Below are 16,917 nucleotides of genomic sequence, written 5' to 3'. Positions count from 1 at the left end.
GGGAGGGCCGCCGCAGAGACGGCGGCCCTCCGGTCGTTCAGCGGATCAGCAGACGATCGCGTCGGCGGCGGCGACAGTCGTCAGGGTCACTGTCGTGCCCGCGCCGTTCTTCACGGTCGTCGGCGCGGTGCCACCGTGGAAGAACGCGCCCAGGGTCGACACGTTGACCGCAGTGCTCGTCGCAGTGCCCTGCGCGTAAGCCGCCTCGTACGCGGTGTCGATGCTCGCGATCGTGGACTTGCACGCCGCCTTGTCACCCTTGTCCGTGATTCCGGCGACCGAGAACACGACGATGCCGGCCAGGATGCCCAGGATCACGATGACGATCAGCAACTCGATGAGGGTGAAGCCGGCCTCGTCCCGACGGCCCGCGCGGGCCCGGTTCACAGCACTTCTGAGCATGGTTGTCTCCAGACTGTTTGGTGCAGCTCAAGTGCTGCGGGAGTAAGAGGAAAACGCTAACGACACCCGTGGTTCGCAGTCACTCGAATCGGACATGTCGGAAATCCGGTCTAGGCCGCGCACCCCGGGGTGTGACACTTCTGGACCCGGGTGCGCTGAACTCATTCCGACGCCGTCGAATACGCGCCAGAATATTCGAGAAAGCGACAATTGGGACACAGAATCGATACTCGCTATTGCCTTATCTCCTGGTAATCCCTAAGGGACTCGACGGGCTTGTTCGGCTCGTCCTTCACCGGGGTCGCGTAGACGACCGAATTCGACAGGTACACCTCGCCGTTGAAGTCGCTGCAGGTGATCAGCACCAGCCGGCCGTCGCCCGACTGCCGGAAGATCTCCTCGGCGGTCCGAGCCAGCTTGTCGACCGACACGTCCCGGGACTGCTGGACGACGTACCGGATCGATCCGGCCTCGGTCCGCACCCGGATCTTGTCGCCGGGGACCAGCTCGCCGAGGTGGTCGAAGGCTCCCCCGCCTCCGTTCACGGTGTGGCCGGTGATGACGACCGATCCGTGCCCGGCGCCGGCGTACCGGCCCTCCTGCCACCAGCCGAGGATCTGCGGGTCGTCCGGGGGAAGCAACTCGCCGGACTGGCCGCTGATCGGGACCACCTCGGAGCGGACCTTCAGCCGCGGAACCCAGAGCTCGAGGGGCTTGCCCGCCGACTTCAGCCGGGTCCCGAGCAGGGTCGGGTTGCCGGTCACCGTCGCGGTCGGCGAGCTCGGCGGGTCGATCTTCGGGTCGGTCGGGTGCGGTGAGCTGGTCGGCTCCGGGACCGCCTTGGCGAACAGGTCCGGGATCTGCGGGACCGCCCAGGGCAGGGTCGCGCACACCCCGACCACGAAGACGACCGCCGCGATCTTGACCGTACGACGGCGCCGTGAGGCCGGAGCGTCGGGCTCCGCCACCGGCTCGGGCTCGAGGGACTCCCAGTCGGGGACCACCACGTTCTTCCGACCACGGCGGCGTTTGCCCACGACCTCCGGGGTCGGTTCGGGAGCGGGTTCGGCCTTGGACTTCCGCTTCCGCTTGGGCTCGGCAACAGGCTCCGCGACCGGCTCGGGCGCAGGCTCCGCCTTCGCCTTCCGCTTCCGCTTGGGCTCGGCAACAGGCTCCGCCGCCGGCTCGGGCTCCGGCTTGCGCTTCCGCTTCGACCTGGGTGTCGGAGCGATCTCCGGCTCGGCGGTCGGAGCGACCTCGCGCTCCAGCACGACCTCGGGAGCTGGCGCCAGCACGACCTCGGGCGCCGGCGCCGCCTTGCTCCACCACCGGCGCTTCGGCTCGGGCTCCGGAGCCGGCTCGGCTACGAGCGCAGGCGCGGGCGCGGGATCCGCCTCCCACTTCCACGCCGAGATGGTCTCGGGAACGAGCGCCGGATCCTGCTCGGGCGCGGCCTTCGCCCTGCGCTTGGAGACGCGCTTGGGCGTCGGCTCAGGCTCGACGGCGGGAGGCGCCGCCTCCTCCTGCGGGGCTACCGGTGGCTTGTCCGGGACCCAGGCCCAGATCGCGGCCGCGGAGCGCACGACCGCCGGACCGGGAGCAGCCGGCTCCGCCCCTGGGGCGGACTCGGTCGACTCGGGGTCCCAGTCCCAGGGCTCCTCCGGCTCGTCCTCCTGCCGGACCCGATCGAGCGCGCTGAGGGGACGGTTCCAGTCGCCCAGCGGCAGCGGCTCCTTCTCCATGTCCTCAGGATCCTCCCGCCGCCGCGTCAAATGCCGGGTAACGCCAACGACGACAAGGCCGAAGGCGGCGTTGCGGAGTCTCCTCCGAACGCCGCCTTCGTCCTTGCTCAGATCAGCGGCTGGCCTTGGCACCCGGTCGGATCAGACCGAGAGCACCAGCGGCCACCATCAGGACCATTCCGGCGATCAGGAGCGCGAGGCCCTGCTCACCGCGCAGGTCGGCCGGCGCGTCGATCAGACCGGCGTGGACCAGCGTCGGCGTGGTGACCGTGCCCGTCGGCGTGATCGTCGGCGGCTCGACCGAGACGCACGGCTCGGCTTCGAGATCGACAGCGGCACCGTAGGTGTGCGTGAACACCTTCGTCGTCGCGCCCCCGGCGAACTCGTTGTTCGCGTCGGCGGTCGCGGTGACCTCGATGTCGGCACCCGGAGCGTTGCTGCCGTTGGTGATCGCGAAGGTCACGTTGTCACCGTCGGACGCGAACGACGCGTCGTTCAGGTTCGCGCAGCTCGGGTCGACGAAGTCGACCGAGGCCAGCGCGACACCCGGCGGAGCCACGATCACGCACGGAGGACCGTTCGGGTCGACGGCAGGACCGAAGTGGTGCGGGAAGTCCTGCGTCGTCCCGCCACCGTCGAACGTGGTGTTCGGGTCAGCGGTCGCCCGGACCACGATGTCGGTGTCCGGAGCGACCGAGCCGCTCAGGATGCTGAAGGTCACGTGGTCGCCGGTGGTGTCGTACGACGGCACGCCCAGGTTCGCGCAGCTCGGGTCGTCGAAGTCGACGTCCGCGACGGCCTCGATGACCGGGACGGCAGGCTCGCAGGCGGCCGCGTTCGGGACACCGATGATGTCCGGCTTCGGGTCACCGGCCGCGTGCGGGACGCCGTTGAAGCTGCCGGCGGTCTTCCACGTCTTGTTCGGGTTGGTCTGGTGCTGCAGGTGACCCTTGTACTTCACCGAGTCGTCATCGACGTTCACGTACACGTACGGGTTGCTGTCGGAGTTGGTGGCGTGACAGATGCCCACCTTCGTGGCAGCCGTGGCCGGACCGGCCGTGACCATCAGTGCCGCACCACTGGACATGACGAGCATGCCGAGCGCGGCCAGGAACGGAGCGAGGCGTCGTACGCCCTGCTTCTTCGTTGCGTTGATGCGGATCATGAGGTTCCCCCAAGGGTTTCTCGAAATGTTGATGGCGAACGCGTGATGTGACTTGCGGAACCTTCGGCCCCCGTCGAGGGAACCGCAGAACGCCTCATCGGCCGCGTCGATGTGTTGTCGGCAATCAAGACATCAAACGCCCGCAGCCCGGAATGGCGCCAAACCTCCCTATGTACGGTCTAGGCCGATAACAGGCAATTTCGATAAATCTCGGAATCGCAGTGACAAAAATGAGTGCCGCGACGGTACGGGTGTCACCCGTTCTGGTGACACCCGTACGGTCCCGGGGGCGAGCCCCCGGCGCGGTCACCTGACCGTCACCGTGCGGGGCTCGCTCGCGGACTTGCAGCCGAACGGTCGCGCGTAGACGCTCGTCGTCGCCGACGGTCGCAGCGTGAACGACGCGGTGCCGCCGAACCAGGTGAAGCCGTAGCCCACCAGCCGGTACGACATCGCCGGCGCGGTCCGCGCGTAGAACCCGACCAGGGCCAGCTTTCGGGTGCTCACCCGCGCCGTCACCGGCTGCCCCTTCCGGACCTGCGTCGCCGAGAGCGTCAGCGTCGTCGCCGAGCACCAGCCCGGCTCCGCCGGCGGCGGCGTTCCCGGCACCGTCAGCTCGCGCACCGCGTCCGCGCCCAGGTCGACCCGGCCGTGGTCGAGGGTGCCCGACGCCACGGTGAGCCGGAGTCGCTGCCCGGGGGTGAACGCCTTGGTCGGCACGAACCGGAAGGTCTTCGCCAGGGCGACGCCCCGGGGCGAGGTCTCCGCGGCCACCGGCTGCACCGTGCCGGCCACCCGGGTGCCCCCGGACTCGACCCGGAGCCCAGCGCTTACCGAGTCCACCGACATCCAGGTGTCGAACGCGACCTCGGCGGCGCCGTTCGCGAGGCTCGCCGATGCCAGCGCCGGTCGTGCCGTCCGGTGCAGGTCGATGTTGACGTCGTACCGCTCCGGGAGCACCTCCATCGCCTCGGACTCGGTGGTGCGGTAGCCGTCCTTCTCGTAGCGGACCTTCCACCAGCCGGGGGTGACGTCCCAGCCGTAGCGGCCGTCGGCAGTCGTGCGCTGCGGGTTCGACTGCCCGAAGGCGGCCGCGTCCCACTCCGTCCACGGCCCCTGCTCCGAGGCTCCGGCGAGCACGGTGGCCTTGACGCCCTCGATCCGGTTCGCGCCGAGGGCCTCGTAGACGTAGCCGCTCGGGTCGAAGATCCAGGTCGGCGTCGCCTTCGGGAACTTGAACTCCGGCGGGATCCACTTGATCCGCTTGTCGCAGCGCGGCTTGTTGTAGACGCGCTTCTTCGTGGAGTCGACCTCGTCGGAGATCATGTTGCCGATCCCCATGTCCATCAGCTCACCGATCAGCGTCTCCACCAGCGTCTTGACCAGACCCTCGGCCATCGTCGTCCAGGATCCGCCGAGGAGTCCGAGCGCGTTCAGGGCGTCGCTGGTCAGCCGGTAGTAGATCACCGTCGCCCGGGAGAAGCGCACGTCGTTGTAGAGCTCCCGCGCGATGTCCGGCGAGCACGGTTCGATCTGAGTCCGGATGTAGTCCTCCATCCGGACGAACTCCTCCTCCTCGTCGCCCGCGTCGAAGAGGTGCTTCAGCTGGTCGACGCCGATCTGGGCGCCGGCCTTGAGCTTGAAGGCGAGCTCGATCAGGTCCACCTGCTTCTTGGAGAGCCCCAGCGTGCGGGCACCGGCACCGCCGGCGATGAAGTCCCGGGGCACGGCTGCCTTGAGCCGGAGCTCGATGCCGTCCGCGGTCTGCTCACCCGTGATCCCCATCCCGTACGCCGGCACCCCCGTGCGCGCCAGCATCCGCTCGTCGGCAGGCGTCGTCGTGTACTCGACGTCGGCGGCCCCGCCGACCGTCGCGGTGACGTCCACCCCGGTGGCACCGAGGGCGAACCTGAGCTGGTTGGACGCGGCCGGCTCGAGCGGGCGCGGGTCGTTGAACGGCTCCCGGGTGTTGTGCCGGAGCTCCTCCTCCGAGGGCGCTGTCACCTCCTCGATCGAGGCCCGCGGCAGCGCGTCCGAGTCGTAGTCGACCCAGATGTCCCCCACGTCCGCGGACGTCGCCGGTCGCACCTCCGCGGTGCAGCTGGTCGCGTCGCAGGTCCCTGCGGCCTGCGTCGAGCCGACGTGCGCGACGAAGTCGTGGATCCTCGAGGCGTCCGCGAACTCGGCCCGCACCCGGATCGGGTGGCTCGGGATGTAGACCATCGTGAACGCGGCCACGCCCTCGCTCGGGTCGAACGCGATGCTGCGCGAACCGGCCGCCGTCACCCCGATGTTGTCGATGACCACCCGGTCGGGCTGCACGAAGGTCGGGTCGAACCGCACCGGGAACGGCGTCGAGACCAGGCGCTGGCCGGCGTGCTCGACCGAGGCGAGCACCTCGTGCCGGGAGCCGCGCTGGGAGTGCGCCAGCGGCACGCTCACCGTCCAGCGGCCGCCCGGTCCGGCGGTCGCGGAACGCACCTCGGCACCACCGTCGACCGCCAGCGAGACGGTGGCTCCGGGCGGAGCGGTCCCGTTGAGCCGGACCTCGGGCTCGGTCACGATCCGCGGCCCGGAGACGGTCACCCCGGCGACGGTGCCGGCGACGCTGCCAAGCTCGGACGTGGTCGCACCGTTGTCGTGCACCAGGCGGACGATCGAGGACAGCCGTCCCGCCGGTACGTCGGCCGCGACGTCCACGGAGTAGCGGATCACGGTCGCCCCCGAGCCGGAGACCGGGATCGTCAGCTCGTTGCCCGACCGGGTCGCCCCGACCGGCTTGCCGTCGACCACGACGCCGTCGTTGCTGGGCGTCGTACCGGACGGGACGGTGACCTTGAGCGCGGTCCGGTTCGGCCACGCCGTCCCGGGGATGCTGACGCGGTAGGTCAGCCGGCCGCCGGGCAGCACCGGGTCGGGCAGCGCGTCGAAGGTGGCGCCCCTGCCGGTCGGGCTGCCGCCGGCCAGCCGCACGGTGCCGAGGTCGACGACCGAGCCGCCGGAGACCGAGAACTGCATCGGCGAGCTGGTGCCGGCGCCGGCCGCGAAGACCACCTGGTACACCCCGGGGAGGGCGATGCCGACCAGCGGGTTCGCGGAGTAGGAGTAGACGGTCGCGAGGTGCCGCATCCCGGTGCTCTCCACCTTGTAGACCGTCGCGGTCGACCCGGTGACGGCGGCACCGGCGGTGTCGACCAGGCGTCCGGTCGCGAGACCGGCCTGGGTGAGGTCGATCCGCAGCGGCACCTCGCTCTCGGTCCCGAGCTTGACCGAGGCACAGGTCGCGGAGAGCCCGCGCTCGAAGCCGTCGGCGCAGAGCTTCACGGTCTCGCCCTCGTTGCCGGCGTAGGCGACCGCGGGGGCGGCCTTGAGCGGACGGCCGTTCGCGGTCAGGTCGACGTGCAGGTGGTAGTTGGTCGACCAGTCCATCGGCTGGGGCGTCGGCTGCCCGCCGGCGTTCGTGGTGAACACCTGCGGCCGGATCAGGTACGTCGGCGCCGGCACCAGGTCGAGCTCGACGTCCGCGGTCTCCCCGGCCACGAGCCGGACCTCGGCACCGCTCGCCAGGAAGCGCTCCGCGGTGGCTCGGACGTTCGCGTCCCCGGACAGGGCGTCGACGGTGACCCGCCCGGTGGCGTCGGTGCGCCCGGTGAAGCGCCAGTCGCGGCCGTCCACCTTCTGGGTCACGGCCACCGCGGCGTCGGCGAGCGGGCCCCCGGAGCCGGTGACCAGCGCCCGCACCCGGGACGTCGGCAGCGCCTCGGAGGTCAGGGTCAGCTCCTGCCGGCCGACGCCGAGCCGGACGGTCTCCGTCGGCTGGCTGACCTGCTGCGCCTGGTCGTCGAGGCGGGCCTGCACGGTGACCTCGGTCCGGCGCGGCAGCCCCGGGATGGTCACGGTTCCGGTGCCCGGGTTGACCGGACGGGTCGCGAGAACGGTTCCGGCGGCGTTCCGGACGACCACCTTGCGCAGCAGCAGCGGCGATCCGGTGACCGTCACCGCGAGCTCGGCGTGCCGCTCCGGCGTCACGGTCAGGTCCTGCGGCGTCGCGGCAGCGACGTCGATGCCCAGGCGGGTCGCCAGCACGTCTCCGTCGGCGGCCGCCAGGCTGAGGTCCCACCGCCCCGGCGAGAGCGGGACCGACGGGCTCGAACCCGCCGTCGCCGGCTGCCGCTGGGTGCCCTTCGGTCCGCGCAGGACCAGCTCCACCGGCGGCAGCTCCTCGGCGCTCTCGGCGATGTCCAGGTCGAGCCGGCCGCTGATCGGACCGACCGTTCCCGACCGGCTGAACCGGCGCTCGCCCTCGAACAGGACGACCTCGGCCTTGCCGACAGCCTTCAGCGCGGTGCCGTCCAGGACGTAGCCGGCGGACCGGTACCGCCCCGCGGCGACCTCGGCCAGCGGCAGGGTGACCGCGGGGGCCTCGCCCTCGGCCGGCTTGCTCTGCTCCCAGAGCCGGACCTCGGCGCCCATCCCGGGCTCACCGGCGGCGGTCGCGACCAGCTCGGTGCCGAGCACCAGGGCCGCTCCGTCGGCGGTCCGCTCCGCCTCGATGTCCCAGTCGGTCAGGCCCTCCCCAGCGGTGGAGCCCAGCGCGTGCTCGGTCCAGTCCCGGGTCGGCCAGCCCAGGTCGAGCACGGCGCGGACCCGCCACAGGTAGGTCGACCGGGGCTTCAGGTCCGCGTCGACCAGGACGGCGCTCTGATCCGGCGTACGGGTCCCGACCTCGGTCCAGTCGTACTCGCGGTCCGGCGACTGCTGCTGCCGCTCGACCACGAAGTGCTGCAGCGGCATCGTGCTCGGCGCCGGCGCCCAGGTCAGCCGGGCCGAACCCGAGCGGACCTCGTCGATCGTGAGCGGCCCGGGTCCGGGCAGCTCGGTGTGCTCGCTGGCCACCGCGGTCCACGGCGCGGTGGAGCCGTCCGCCAGCACCAGGTCGACCCGGTAGTCGTACCAGCGCAGCAGCCGCAGGCCCTCGTCGACCAGGTGCGCCTCGTCCTTCGTCGTCCGGGCGATCTCGGTCAGGTCGGCCGGGTCTCCGACGGAGCCGTCGACCCGGCCGCCGCCGTCGGCGCGCAGCACCCGGTAGCCGGTCACGTCGGCCCGGTCGGAGCCGGCCCAGTCGAGCCGCAGCGCGTCGACCCCGTCGCGGTCGACGGTGAGCACGGCCGCACCGCGAGCGGTGGTCTCCAGCGCGGCGCTGAGGTTGCCGGCGGCGTCGGCCGCGCGGACGGCGTACTGCACCGGGGTGGGGTCGTTCCGGCGTACCGGCACGTCGTACGACGTCCGCGCCGGACCCAGGTTGACCAGCGGCCGGCCGTCGGCGGTCAGCTCGTAGCCGCGGAGCAGGACGTCGTCGCTCGCCTCGGGCCAGCGCAGCCGGACGGCATCGTCGGTGTGCGGCTCCGCGGTCAGCTTCGCGCCGGCGGGCCAGGTCGGTGCCGTGGTGTCCGCCTCACCGGAGGTCCGTACGGCGGCCTGCACGCCCTGGTCGAGCCAGAGCGCGATCGTGGACCCGTCGGCACTGACCGCGGGCCAGACCGCCCGGTGGCCGAGGGGCGACTCGGTCGGCTCCTCCCCCTCGGCCGGTTCGCTGCCGGCCACCAGGGTGGGGACACCGTCCGGGAGCCGGGTCGACCAGACCGCGGCGGCGTCGTTGCCCTCGTCGTACGCCGCGTCGTCGTAGACCGCGGTGGAACCGTCGCTGCTCAGCCGCGCGTTCCGCACCGTAGTGCCGTCCGGGGTGGGAACCTCGACGCTCGCACCGGCACCGGTCGCGATCACCAGCCGGCCGTCGCCGTCCCGGTAGAGGACGTGCTCGCCGGTCCGGTCGAGCGACGGCTGCCCGTTGCCCCAGTCGTCGCGGGCGTGGGCGGGGGCCAGGGTGGTCGCCGGGGCGAGCAGCAGCCGCGGGGTGCCGTCGGCGTCGTCCTCGATCCAGGCGACGGTCGAACCGTCCTCGCTGATCTCGGCCCCGAAGGCGGAAGTGGGGATCCGGCGGGTCGCGAGGGTCGCGCCGGTACGCAGGTTCTGGGTGACCAGCCGCATCGACTGGTCCTCCTCGGACCAGTCCGGGCCGATCAGCAGCACCAGCCGGTCCCCGTCGCCGGAGACGTCGACGGCCTGGACGTGACCTCCGGTGGCGGTCGGCCGGGCGATCCGCGTGGTGGTGCCGGTCGCCCGGGTCCAGAGGTACGCCTCGCCCCAGGTCGACCCGTCGTCACCGAGCAGGTCGTCCGCCTCGGAGGCGAAGACCACGACGCTGCCGTCGGCGGCGAGTGCCGCGTCATCGGCGCGCCACGAGGCCACCGCGTCCGGGTCGCCGACCTTGTGGTCGACCAGCCTGGTGGTGCCGGCGGCCCGGTCGCGAACCAGTAGCCCGGGCCGGCCGAATCCCAGGTCGGCCTTGTAGAGGACGACCTCGCCGGAGGCGCTGATCTCGGTCAGCTCGACGAAGGACTCGCCCTCGGCCGGGTGATGACCACTCACCGGTTGCAACCCGTACGCCGGCCCGGCTGCGGCAGCGCGCACCGCAGCCGCGGAGGGTGCCGAGCCGAGCACCGGCGTCATCGCCGACGCGAGCGCGACCAGGACGGCGGCGACCAGGGCCCGGCGAGGGCCGGACCGGTGGGAGACGGGGTGGTGAGTGGTCATCACGGGGTTCCTTGCGATTGCTGGGAGGGGTGGATCAGGCGCGCTTGAGCAGGCCCAGGGCGGCGGCGGTCAGCCAGATCGGACCGGTCATCCCGGCCATGTACTGCAGCGGGCTGACCCCGAAGAGGGTGGTGAGGCCGCCGAGCACGAGGCTCGTCCAGACCAGCCAGCCGGGCACCGCGCCGTGCCTGCGGCCCGCGATCCCGAGGGCGAGCGCGGCGACGCCGGCACCGACCCAGAGCCACGGCACGGTGCCGATCCAGTGCCCGAAGAAGACCGCCGTCTCGGGGACGACCTGGTCGGTGTCGGCGAGGCCGAAGGCGAACTCGGTGGTCAGCGCGGTCCCCATCAGCTGGGCGACGACGACCAGCAGCAGACCGCCGGCGGCGACGTCCGGCAGCAGGCTGCTGACCGGGACGCGTGCCTGGAGGTAGCGGCGCAGCCCCGGGGCGAAGACCAGCAGCAGCACTGCCGAGAACATCGCGCCGGTGTGCATCAGCAGGATCGACGCGGTCTGCTCGGAGAGCTTCTCGGTGATGCCGACGGCGTCGCCGGCCACGCTCTTGTCGTAGGCGGCACCGGACATGGCGCTGCCGACGATGCTGACGATGCTCGCCAGGCCTGCCGTCGTACCGGCGATCGCCCAGCCCTTGCCGAGGCTCGCCGGGGTCGCGATCGACGCGGTGTCGTCGCGCGGGGTGGTGATGGTCATCTGATTTCTCCTTGATCGTGCCGTTCGTGGGTGAGGGGGTGTTCCGAGACCGAGACCGAATCCGGGGCCGGCGTCAGGTCCGGCAGGGCGAGCCAGGCGGCCCAGGTCAGGTCGCGCCCGATGTAGCGCGGGGCGGTGAACGGCCAGCTCGACCGGATCCAGGCCGGCACGAATGCGTCCAGCGCCGCCTCGACCGGACCGCCGACCAGCCAGTCGACGACCCACCAGGAGATCTCCGCATCGGCGCCGGTCTTGGCGGGCGGGTCGAGGTAGACGCAGCCGAGCAGCTCGGTCTCGCCTGCGTCGAAGAGTGCGTAGTTGTAGGACTGGGCGCGAGTCATCTCGTCCTCGTGGTGGGCGAGGTCGGCGCGGTCCTGCTCCACGGTCATCGTGGCCGGCGGCCAGCCCCAGGCCTCGCCGTAGATCGACCAGAGCCGCTCCTGGGAACCCATCACCGCGTGCATGTCCAGGTCGACGTCGGTCGCCCTGATCGGACGGAGGTGGTGCCCGGCCGCGATCACGACGCGCTGCGGGTGCACCCAGCCCTCGGGCAGCCACCGGCCCTGGCGGGGCGTCTGGTCCTGGTTCTCGCTCATGCGACGAGCCTTCAGCCTGGGCCGTTCACGCACCACGGTCAGGACCCGCACACTCCTCGTACAGTTGCGACGGCGCCGAAATGCAGGCGGACAGCGGGTCCGTCGCGGTCCTATGCTGCTGCGCATGCCCGGAGCCGGTCAGCAGTCCCAGGAGTCGTTCGCGACCCGGTTGCGCGACCTCCGGGAGCGGGTCGGCCTGACCCAGCAGGAGCTGGCCGAGAAGGCCGGGCTCACCCCGCACGGGATCAGTGCGTTGGAGCGCGGCACCCGGACCCGGCCGTACCCGCACACGATCCGATCGATCGCCGACGCGCTCGAGGTCGACGAGGCCGACCGGTCCGCGCTGATCGCCGCGGCCGGCCGCCGGGCAGCCCGCCCGGCACCGGCCGATCCAGCGACGCCCGACCGCCCGGCCCCCACGCTCGACGTCCCGCCGACGGTGCTGCACGGACGCGCGTCCGACATCGCGGCGCTGGGCCGGCTGATCCTGGACGAGGACGCCCGGGTGGTCACGCTGACCGGTCCGGGCGGGGTCGGGAAGACCCGGCTCGCGGCGGCGGTGGCCGACGCCGTGGCGGACCGGTTCGCCGACGGCGTGGTCGCGGTGAGCCTGGTGTCGGTGACCGACGCGGGCGCGGTGCTGCCGTCGCTGGCCCGCGCGCTGGGCCTGGCCGGCAGCGACGGGCCGGACGTGCTGGAGACGCTGGTGGACCACCTGCGGCCGCTGCAGCTGCTGCTGGTGGTCGACAACCTGGAGCACCTGCTCAGCGCCGCGCCGCCGCTCAGCCAGCTGACCTCCGCATGCCCGCGGCTGACCCTGCTGGCGACCAGCCGGTCACCGCTGCGGATCCGGGCCGAGCTGGAGTACGCCGTCGAGCCGCTCGGCCTGCCGGGCGACCAGGCGAGCAGCCGGCAGGACCTGGAAGCGGCTCCGTCCGGGGCGTTCCTGCTGGAGCGGGCGCTCGCGGTGGCACCGCAGTCGACCCTGGACGAGGACGACCTGCGCGCCTGCATCGAGCTCTGCCACCGGCTGGCCGGGCTGCCGCTGGCCATCGAGCTCGCCACCGCGCACCTGCGGGTGCTGACGCCGCGGGTCCTGGTCGACCGGCTGGAGGAGGCGACCGCGACCTCGGCGGCCCGCGACCTGCCCGCCCGGCAACGCACGATGCGCGCCACCCTCGACTGGAGCCTGGGCCTGCTCTCCGAGGACGCCCGCTGGTTGTTCCAGGTGCTCGGTGCGTTCCGCGGCGGCGCCACCCTGGACGCGGTCGAGTCGGTGGTCGGTGCGGCCGAGGGCCGGGCGGCGACCGGTGCGCTGGCGCTGCTCAACGACCTGGTCGAGCACTCCCTGGTGGTGGTGCGTCCGGACGCCGACGGGACCAGCCGGTTCACGATGCTCGAACCGGTGGCGCAGTACGCCCGCAGCCTGCTCGCCGGCGAGGAGGCGTCGCGGGTGCTGGCGGCGCACGCGGCGTACGGGCTCGAGCTGGCCCGCCGCGGAGCGATCGAGTTCGAGCGCGACGACCAGATCGCCTGGCTGGCGCGGATCGAGGCCGCCGAACCGAACCTGCTGATCGCCGTCGAGCGGAGCCTGGACAGCGGCGACGACGACACCGCGAGCCTGATCACCTGGTACCTGTGGCTGTTCTGGTGGATGCGGGGTCAGGTCTCCCGGGGCCGCCGGCTCGCGGAGCTCTGCCTGGCCGCGGACCCGTCGCCGGAGGTGCGCTGCCGGGTCGCCCTGACCGCCGCGACGATGTCGTACGCCGGCGGCGACGTCGAGGCCGCGCACGGCTACTGGAGCGAGTCCGGCACGATCGCCGGCTCCCTGGGCGATGCCGAGGTGATGGCGAAGGCGCGGGCCGGGGTCGGCCTGGCCGCCCTGGCCACCGGCGACCTGGCCACCGCCGAGCCGCTCTTCACCGAGAGCCTCGAGCTCTGCGAGAAGGCAGGACCGGCCGGCGGCGACTGGCTCGCGTCCCTGGTCCACGTCTGGCTCGGAACGCTTCTGCTGCAGACCGGGAAGAAGGTCCAGGCGACGAGCTCGATCGAGCGCGGCCTCGTGCTGGCACGTAGTCGCGGCGACCGGCTGGCGACCTTCGTGGCGCTGTACAACCTCTCCCAGGCGGCGATCGGCACCGAAGAGTACGACCTCGCCCGCGCCCACCTCGAGGAGGGCATCACCCTCTCCGAGGAGGTCCGCGACCTGGCGAACCTGGCCTACTTCACCGAGGCCCTCGCCGACGTCGAGGCGCACGCGTCCGAGCACTCCCGGGTGGCGACGCTGCTCGGCGCCGCCACCGCCCTGCGGGAGGCCGTGGGCGCGGACGTCTACACCTACTACCTCCCCGACGCCGAGCTCCGGGCGCGGACCGAGGCCGCCGCCCGGGAGGCGCTCGGCGACGCCGGTTACGAGGACGCGTTCCGGGCGGGCACCGAGCTCGAGGTCGAGGAGCTGATCGACCTCGCGCTCAGCGAGGTTTAGGCCTCGACCCGCTCCTTCTCGCCGAGCGAGGCGTCCGCACTCAGCGACAGCGACTCGCCCTCGATGTCCAGGTTCGGCAGCAGCTTGTCGAGCCAGCGCGGCAGCCACCACATCCGGTCGCCCATCAGCGCCATGAACGCCGGCACCAGGGTCATCCGTACCAGGAACGCGTCGGCAAGGACGCCGACCGCGAGACCGAAGCCGATCGACTTGATCACCGGGTCCCCGGCGAGCGCGAACCCGACGAAGACGCCGATCATGATCACCGCGGCGGCAGTCACGACCCGGGCACCGTGCTGGAAGCCGAGGACGACGGAGCGCACCGCGGCCTTGCCGTGGACGTACTCCTCCCGCATCCGCGAGACCAGGAAGACCTCGTAGTCCATCGCCAGGCCGAACAGGATGCCGGTCAGCAGCAGCGGCAGCATGAACAGCACCGGCCCGGACTTGTCGACGCCGATCAGCTCGGAGAGCCAGCCCCACTGGAAGACCGCGACGGTCGCGCCGAGCGAGACCCCGACCGAGAGCAGGAACCCGACGATCGCCTTGAGCGGAACCCAGATCGACCGGAACACGATCATCAGCAGCAGGAACGCGAACCCGACGACCACCAGCAGGTAGCGCGGGAAGGCCTTCGCGAGGCTCTCGGAGATGTCCACGCCCAGGGCGGTCTGACCGGTCACCAGCACCTGCGCGCCGGTCTTGGCCTCGGTGTCCTTGACGGCGTCGCGGATGTCGTCCACCAGCGTCTGCGTCCTCGCCTCGGACGGACCGCTCTCCGGGATCACCGTCACCAGCGCGTACTGCGCGGTGTCGAGCTGCTCGTCGAACGCCTTGGTCGCCTCGGCGTCACCGGCGTCCGGGACCGGCGAGATCACCGCGGCGACGTCGGACTTGATGCTCTCGACCTTCTCCACGACCTGCTCGATCGCGGAGACCGGGTGTCCGGAGTTCTTCGTGTCGACGACGACCATCAGCGGGCCGTTGGTGCCGGCGCCGAAGTTCTCCGCGATCAGGTCGTAGGCCTCCCGCGGGCCGCTCCCGGCCGCGGCGGTGCCGTCGTCGGGGAGCGCGAGCTGCATCGACGCGACCGGGATCGCGATCACGCCGGCCACGGCGAGGCCCGCCACGAAGGTCACCGTCCGGTGCTTGGTGACGAAGTCCGCCCAACGACGGCCGCGGGTCGGCTTGGCGGTGACCGCCTCCGGGTCGCGGGCCTTGAGGAACGGCAGCTTGCCGGAGGTGATCCGCTTACCGGCGAAGCCGAACAGCGCCGGCAGCAGGGTCAGCGCGATCAGCACCGCGACCGCGACGGTGCCGGCCGCGGCCAGGCCCATCTCGGTCAGGAAGGAGATGTTCACGATCGCCAGGCCCGCCAGGGCGATGATCACGGTGAGGCCGGCGAAGACCACGGCGGAGCCCGCCGTACCGACCGCGCGGCCGGCGGCCTCCTCCCGCTCGACCCCGGTCTCCACCTCGTGGCGGTAGCGGGACACGATGAACAGCGCGTAGTCGATCCCGACCGCGAGGCCGAGCATCATCGCGAGGATCGGCGTCGTCGAGCCGAGCTCCATGAAGCCGGTCAGGGTGGTGATCCCGGTGACGCCGATGCCGACGCCGATCAGCGCGGTCAGCAGCGGCATCCCGGCGACCAGCATCGATCCGAAGGTGAGGACCAGCACCAGGATCGCGACCACGATGCCGAGCAGCTCGCTGGTCCCGGTCTCCGGCGCCTCCTGCATCGCGTCGCCGCCGATCTCGACCCGGAGGCCGGCGTCGCGCGCCTCGTCCGGGGAGGTCTCGAGGGCGGTCCGGTCGGCGTCGGTGAGCTCGATCGACTGCTTGGAGTAGGACACCGTCGCGTACGCCGTCCGGCCGTCCTCGGAGACGGTGCCGGCGGCGTACGGATCCGAGGTGGCGATCACGTGGTCGGTCCGGGTCGCCTCCAGCGACTCCAGGACGAGCGCCTTGTTGGCGGCCGACTCGAGGGTCTCGCCCTTCGGCGCCTGGTAGACGATCCGGGCGGTGGCGCCGTCCGGCGCGGCGTCCGGGGTGCGCTCCTTGATCAGGTCGAACGCCTGGGTGGACTCGATGCCGGGGACGCCGAACTCGTCGGAGGTCTTCCCCGAGAGCGTGCTCGAGGCGACGCCCATCGCGAGCAGCAGCCCGACCCAGAGGGCGAGGACTGCGCGGCGGTGCCGGAACGACCAGCGCCCGAGTCGGTAGAGGTGCCAAGCCATGGTGTGTGTTCTCCCGTTGAGTGGTGGATCAGTGGATGCCGAGCGCCGGCAGCACCAGCGCGTCGATGTAGTTCAGGACGTAGTCGTTCTCCTGCGGGTCGCAGCCGTCGACCGCGTCGAGCAGCACGAACGGCGCCATCAGCACGAGGTGCACGTACTCGATCGCCGGGCAGTCGGCAGCGACCTCGCCGCGCTCGACGGCGCGCGCGATCAGCAGGGCGATCCGCTCGTGGAGCGGGTCCATGATCTTGGTGCGGACAGCAGTGGCGACCTCGTCGTTCTGCTTCATCGCCTGGAGGACCGCCCCGACCAGCTCGGGCGGGTGCTCGATCTCCTTGGGGTGCGCGCCGAACATCTCCCGCAGGTCGCCGCGGAGCGAGCCGGTGTCCGGCGCGACGTCCGGGACCGGACCGCCTGCCGTCAGCGAGTCCGCGAACAGGGCCGCCTTGCTCCCCCACTGGCGGTAGAGCGTCGCCTTGCTGGACTTCGTCGCCTCGGCGATCTGGTCCATCGTCACGTTGTCGAATCCGCGCTCGGCGATCAGCTTGAGGGTGCCGGTGTAGAGCTCGTGCAGACGCTCGTCGGTCAAGCGGGTCATCGTTGCCTCCATCGAAACGAAACAGTTTCGTTTCGTACCCTACGTGGCGATCGACCAGGACCCAAATCCCAGCACGGTGGCCTCCGTCACACACTTCGGCCGCCGCCGGGGAGGTCTAGTCCATTGACGGCGGGATCGCGCGAAATCGGGGCAGATCTCCAGCGACAAAAGCCGCGAAGCAGCACCAAGGGGACGCGGAACGCCGCGGTTCCTGATATCTCGCTGAGCAGCCCGGAGAACCGTTCCCGCGTACGCCGAGGAGCACGTAACCTGCCAGCGGCGCACGTGGGGTGCGTTGCTGTGCAACAAACGGAATTAGGTGG

The 16,917-nt window shown here is 71.8% G+C and carries 9 protein-coding genes; 1 reads left to right on the top strand and 8 read right to left on the bottom strand.

Translation table 11 applies throughout. The features are described from left to right. Nucleotides 1-45: 45 nt before the first annotated feature. The 6 genes from EFK50_RS22815 to EFK50_RS11465 form a co-directional block, all read right to left on the bottom strand. Nucleotides 46-402: a type II secretion system protein gene (locus EFK50_RS22815; protein WP_123227687.1), complete on the bottom strand. Its 357-nt coding sequence runs from the start codon at nucleotides 400-402 to the stop codon at nucleotides 46-48. A gap of 233 nt (nucleotides 403-635) precedes the next feature. Then, complete coding sequence (locus EFK50_RS11485) at nucleotides 636-2,144, bottom strand: class F sortase (protein WP_123227686.1); 1,509 nt, start codon at nucleotides 2,142-2,144, stop codon at nucleotides 636-638. Nucleotides 2,145-2,256: 112 nt separating this feature from the next. Continuing rightward, nucleotides 2,257-3,309 carry a hypothetical protein gene (locus EFK50_RS11480; protein WP_123227685.1) on the bottom strand — a complete coding sequence of 351 codons (1,053 nt, stop codon included), beginning with the start codon at nucleotides 3,307-3,309 and terminating at the stop codon, nucleotides 2,257-2,259. A gap of 306 nt (nucleotides 3,310-3,615) precedes the next feature. Next, complete coding sequence (locus EFK50_RS11475; protein WP_148046127.1) at nucleotides 3,616-9,963, bottom strand: hypothetical protein; 6,348 nt, start codon at nucleotides 9,961-9,963, stop codon at nucleotides 3,616-3,618. A gap of 34 nt (nucleotides 9,964-9,997) precedes the next feature. Beyond that, on the bottom strand, nucleotides 9,998-10,675 hold the full coding sequence (locus tag EFK50_RS11470) for a hypothetical protein (protein WP_123227683.1): 678 nt from the start codon (nucleotides 10,673-10,675) through the stop codon (nucleotides 9,998-10,000). Beyond that, a complete protein-coding gene (locus tag EFK50_RS11465; protein ID WP_123228636.1) occupies nucleotides 10,672-11,271 on the bottom strand; it encodes a GNAT family N-acetyltransferase in 600 nt (199 codons plus the stop codon). Before EFK50_RS11465 ends, EFK50_RS11470 begins: the two co-directional genes overlap by 4 nt. 124 nt (nucleotides 11,272-11,395) lie before the next feature. Between EFK50_RS11465 and EFK50_RS11460 the strand changes: the two genes are divergently transcribed. Beyond that, nucleotides 11,396-13,756 (top strand): ATP-binding protein, encoded by a 2,361-nt coding sequence (locus EFK50_RS11460; RefSeq protein ID WP_183407778.1) that lies wholly within the window; start codon nucleotides 11,396-11,398, stop codon nucleotides 13,754-13,756. Here EFK50_RS11460 and EFK50_RS11455 read toward each other — a convergent pair. Further along, entirely contained in the window at nucleotides 13,753-15,996 is a 2,244-nt protein-coding gene (locus EFK50_RS11455; RefSeq protein WP_123227681.1) for an MMPL family transporter, read from the bottom strand. The genes EFK50_RS11460 and EFK50_RS11455 overlap by 4 nt on opposite strands. A gap of 28 nt (nucleotides 15,997-16,024) precedes the next feature. Next, complete coding sequence (locus EFK50_RS11450) at nucleotides 16,025-16,594, bottom strand: TetR/AcrR family transcriptional regulator (protein WP_183407777.1); 570 nt, start codon at nucleotides 16,592-16,594, stop codon at nucleotides 16,025-16,027. Between the last annotated feature and the right edge of the window lie 323 nt (nucleotides 16,595-16,917).

The sequence above is a fragment of the Nocardioides marmoriginsengisoli genome, from assembly GCF_003725695.1.
GTDB lineage: Bacteria > Actinomycetota > Actinomycetes > Propionibacteriales > Nocardioidaceae > Marmoricola > Marmoricola marmoriginsengisoli.
This window is presented reverse-complemented; position numbering and strand designations above follow the sequence as displayed.